Genomic DNA, 3,842 nt, shown 5'->3' with positions numbered 1-3,842 from the left:
CCGTGGGACATCACCAGCGACGAGCCACCTTGCCTCAGGGGATACCAGTTCGGCGTGAACGAGAGGTTCTTCGGAATATTCTACATGCGCTCAAACGACGCGTACGGAGCGATGCACGCCAACATGTTTGCGTTCAACCTTCTGACAGATTACCTCTCGGAGATGCTTGGCTTTGGAGATCACACTTACTACCACTTCGCACTGGACGCCCACATATACGGGGAGTTCATAGACTCGGTCAGGGAGATACTTGAGCCGGAAACTCCGGGCTATGTGGACAAAATAAGGAAAGGCTACTGAACCTTCTCCCACTTGTAAAGCTCCACTATCTCCGCGAGGGTTCTTCCCTTATCCTCTATCTCCCCCCTTATCCTCTCCTCGTGCTTCTTCACCTCGAGAGCCCTTCTCGCAATCTCATACGCTCTCTCCTTCGGTATGACCATAACGCCATTGTCGTCAGCGACGATCCAGTCTCCCGGCTTCACCTCTATTCCGCCGCACTCGATCCTGACGTTTATCTCTCCGAACCCCTTTGGCTCTCCAGCGTTCGGAACCTCCCTCCTCGCGAAAACCGGGTATCCGAGCTCCCTTATGTCATCCACATCCCTAACCGCCCCGTCTATGATCACGCCCTCAATCCCCTTGTTTATGCAGCTCCTCGTCGCCAGCTCCCCCCATACGGCGGCCGTGTCTCCAGAGCACTTGATCACTATCACCTCCCCCCTTCCAGCCACGTCTATAGCCTCGACAGTCTTGGCCCAGTCTCCGTCCATCGTGCTCACGGTCACTGCCTTTCCGACGATTTTCTTCCCCCTGACGATGGGGTAAACGTCCCTCATCGCCCTCGCCCTGTGCATCGCATCACTTATGTTCGGAGTGGAGACTCTCGTCAGAATTTCCCTGATCTCCTCTTCAAGACTCTTCCTTCTGATTTCCACCTTCCTGCCTTCTCTCCACGCTTCGTCTATGGCATTTCTGACCCTTCTCGCCGACTCGGTAACGTTCCTCGCCTTGACTATGTTGCTCCCAACAATGACTATGCTCGCGCCTAAGGACACGCAGTTCGCGGCTTTCTCGGCATCAAGCCCACCTGCAGCAGCAACGGGAATGCTCACAGCTTCGACGACCCTTGAAAGTATGTCGAGCGGATCCATCCCCTTCATCTGCTGGTCTATGCCAACGTGGACGTTTATGTAATCAACTCCAAGCTCTTCGAGCTCCTTCGCCCGCTCAACGGGGTCAGGAACGTTTATCAGGTCTGCCATCACCTCGGCACCATACTTTCTTGCAGCCCTTATCGCCTCCTGAATTGTTGAGTCATCGCTAAGACCGAGAATTATAACAATGTCCGCCCCGCTCTTCGCCGCCATCTCCACCTCAACGCTACCGGTGTCTATGGTCTTCATGTCAGCCAGCGTTTTCACACCGTAGGCCTTCTTGATCTCCCTGACAGCGTTCATTCCCTCGCTCTTTATCAGAGGCGTACCCACCTCGAGCCAGTCCACTCCTCCCTCAAGTGCCTCTCCTGCAATCTCCACAGCCCTTTTCAGCTCTACAAGGTCAAGTGCGACCTGAAGTACAGGCTTTTCCATGCACACACTTCGACATTCAACTTATTTAATTTTGCCAGGTAATGAGGAGGTTTTTTAAACACCGCTCCATGCAGGGAGAGTATGAACGTCGTCCATCACGGTCCTGTCGTCATAGACGAGCCCGAGAAGTTCGAGTTCTCCGACTTCGTCAGAAACGCCCTCGCACTCGAGGTGGAGAGAGTCTTCTACTCAAACGGAAGGCTGTACATCGTTGACTTCGAAACTCTCCACGGCATAGTGGAGGACAGATTCGTCATAGTCGAGGTGATTACGTACTCTTCGTTCACAGAGGTCGGGGAGTTCAGGAGGTGGATACTCTACCACGGACACGACGACAGGTTCGAGTACACGGACAGGATAACGTCGGTCAGGGGAGACACTACGGTGATACCCGTCGTCAAGACCTCGGACAGGTTTGTCAGAAGGCTGGAGGAGTACATAGAGAAGGGAAAGTACCGGGCTCAGTAGAGAAGTGCCGGGACAATCACGGCACCCATGCAGTGAATCCTCCTCACTCCCAAAACCAGAGTGGAAACGCCAATCATGGATGCGAGAGAGAAGACGGCTATTCCGTCAAACCCGCAGGAGAAGTAGATCGCGACTATTAAAAAGGCCAGCACAGCCTGAGAGAGCCTCGCCGGATTCACCTTTGGCAGCACCTTTGCTGCCGGTAAGGAGAGGAGCAGAGTGGCGGCGAGACCAGCAAAGGACGCTGCAAGCGCGACGATCGGGAGGAGGGTGAAGGACCTCCCGTCTGCAAGCTCCGAGAAGGCCTGGGCGGTGCCGCTCCTCACCATTCCCAGAGAAAGCAGCATGGAAAAGTTCAGAATCGAGTTTGACGTGTTCGCCGAGCTGATCGCCGATACATACCTTTTCTCGTCGTCACCCCTTCCAACGGAGATCGCGGTGGCCACGCCGGAGCTTATCCCCGGGAAGAGGGATACGAAGAAGCCGGAGAGCACGCCCCTGAAAACAGACCCGAAATCCGGGTATTCGATCTCGATTCTTTGTTCCGGGATTTTGCTGGAGGTCATTCCGGCAACCAGGGTTGGAAAGGCAAACAGGCCCGAGAGCAGCGGAAAAAGCGCTGAGATGTCGCCGAATTCGAACCTTCTGAGGGTGAAATACCCCAGGGCACCGGATAGCGAGAGGATTGCGATGGCATGAAACCTCTTCCTCCAGTTCGCCAGGCTCCCTCCGAAGTCGTCCCTCTCCAGCATAACCAGGTAAACCAGAACAGAGATCAGCACAGCGGGCGTCAGGTCCATCAGCGGTTCGAGCGTATTTCCAGCGGCCAGCATCACGTAAAAGACCGGCACCGAGAGAGCAGAGGACGCGAAGCTCGAAAACGCTGAGATGGACACAGCTCTGAAACCATCCCCATCCATGACCATTCTGTGGGCTGGAAAAACCGCAACGGCAGTATCCTCGTCAGGTACCCCGATGAAAACGGCCGGGATTATGTTGACAACTGAGTAGACGGTGGAGGAGATGAAGATGGCCAGCGCAACCTCGTAGCTATCGAATTGCTGGAGGAGGAGTGGTGAGAGTGTGAGCAAAAGAGATGCGAACGTGTTCGGGTGCACTCCAGGAACGAGTCCTGCGATCACTCCGAGGAGGAATCCAAGTAGTTCAGGTACCATTTCCTGCTCATCAGCCTTTCTATCCTCTCCTCGCTCTCACCGCTCAGCTCGGACATCTCCGAGATTCTGGAAATGCCGTGACGTTCGCTGAGCATGAGGAAGTAGTCGTAGGCCACGTCATCGTCGTCGAGATCCCACATCCCGGAAAACATCGGGTGGAATTCCTTCATGAAGTCACACAGCTCCTCAAAGCTCAGCTCTGAAATATCGTCGGCCCGAAGCCCCAGCAGGTTGTCCTCGAGGATTTTTCTGACCGCTCTCCTCAGTCCCGAAAGCGTGTAAACCTTCCCCTCTGGAGAGTGTCTGGCGATGATCTCGTCTATTTCGCTTTCGCTCAGATTGAAGATCCTCTCTCTGCCGGATAGCCCTTCAGAGATTTTTCTCAGAGCAATGTACGTCTTCTCGTCCACCGGCACCCTCCTGCTCCTCCCACCCTTTCGCAGGTAAACCGAGTGAACGCCACCCTCCGTTTCTCTGTCCGAGATGTCTCTCTTCGTGAGGCTGGCCACCTCCTCAGCATCTGCAAGAGTGGAGAGGATGAGCCTAACAAGAGCGTGCTCAAAGTCGTCCCTTTTTGACGCGACGGTGATGTACTGCAGGTCCTCCT

5 protein-coding genes are annotated in these 3,842 nt (G+C 54.8%); 2 read left to right on the top strand and 3 right to left on the bottom strand.

Annotation, left to right across the window (positions count from 1 at the left end; all coding sequences use genetic code 11):
* Positions 1–300 (top strand): thymidylate synthase (locus ACXJJC_RS09180; RefSeq protein ID WP_456371216.1); only part of this gene is annotated, 300 nt, incomplete at its 5' end.
* Here the strand turns inward: ACXJJC_RS09180 and hxlA are convergent.
* Positions 294–1,592, bottom strand: coding sequence for a 3-hexulose-6-phosphate synthase (gene hxlA, locus ACXJJC_RS09175; RefSeq protein ID WP_456371214.1), 1,299 nt, complete (start codon positions 1,590–1,592; stop codon positions 294–296). The two genes, ACXJJC_RS09180 and hxlA, sit on opposite strands and share 7 nt — an antisense overlap.
* Before the next feature lie 81 nt (positions 1,593–1,673).
* Between hxlA and ACXJJC_RS09170 the strand changes: the two genes are divergently transcribed.
* Entirely contained in the window at positions 1,674–2,060 is a 387-nt protein-coding gene (locus ACXJJC_RS09170; RefSeq protein ID WP_456371212.1) for a hypothetical protein, read from the top strand.
* Here the strand turns inward: ACXJJC_RS09170 and ACXJJC_RS09165 are convergent.
* Both ACXJJC_RS09165 and ACXJJC_RS09160 read right to left on the bottom strand, forming a co-directional pair.
* Entirely contained in the window at positions 2,054–3,235 is a 1,182-nt protein-coding gene (locus ACXJJC_RS09165) for a tripartite tricarboxylate transporter permease (protein ID WP_456371210.1), read from the bottom strand. The two genes, ACXJJC_RS09170 and ACXJJC_RS09165, sit on opposite strands and share 7 nt — an antisense overlap.
* On the bottom strand, positions 3,199–3,842 hold a 644-nt coding region (locus ACXJJC_RS09160; protein WP_456371208.1), incomplete at its 5' end, for a site-specific integrase. The genes ACXJJC_RS09165 and ACXJJC_RS09160, both read right to left, overlap by 37 nt.

The organism is Geoglobus sp. (assembly GCF_054018175.1).
The sequence above is the reverse complement of the archived record's forward strand: the minus strand, read 5'-3'. Positions and strand labels throughout refer to the sequence as shown.